Raw genomic sequence first — 227 nt, forward strand, 5'->3', positions numbered from 1 at the left:
TGTTAGGTGACTGCGTACCTTTTGTATAATGGGTCAGCGACTTATATTCTGTAGCAAGGTTAACCGCATAGGGGAGCCGAAGGGAAACCGAGTCTTAACCGGGCGTTAAGTTGCAGGGTATAGACCCGAAACCCGGTGATCTAGCCATGGGCAGGTTGAAGGTTGGGTAACACTAACTGGAGGACCGAACCGACTAATGTTGAAAAATTAGCGGATGACTTGTGGCT

General features: G+C 48.9%; 1 rRNA gene. It reads left to right on the forward strand.

Features of this window, described 5'->3' with window-relative positions:
* Positions 1-227, forward strand: a 23S ribosomal RNA gene (locus MXF20_RS23325); the annotation flags it as partial.

The sequence above is a fragment of the Pantoea dispersa genome (genome assembly GCF_035783935.1).
GTDB lineage: Bacteria > Pseudomonadota > Gammaproteobacteria > Enterobacterales > Enterobacteriaceae > Pantoea > Pantoea dispersa_C.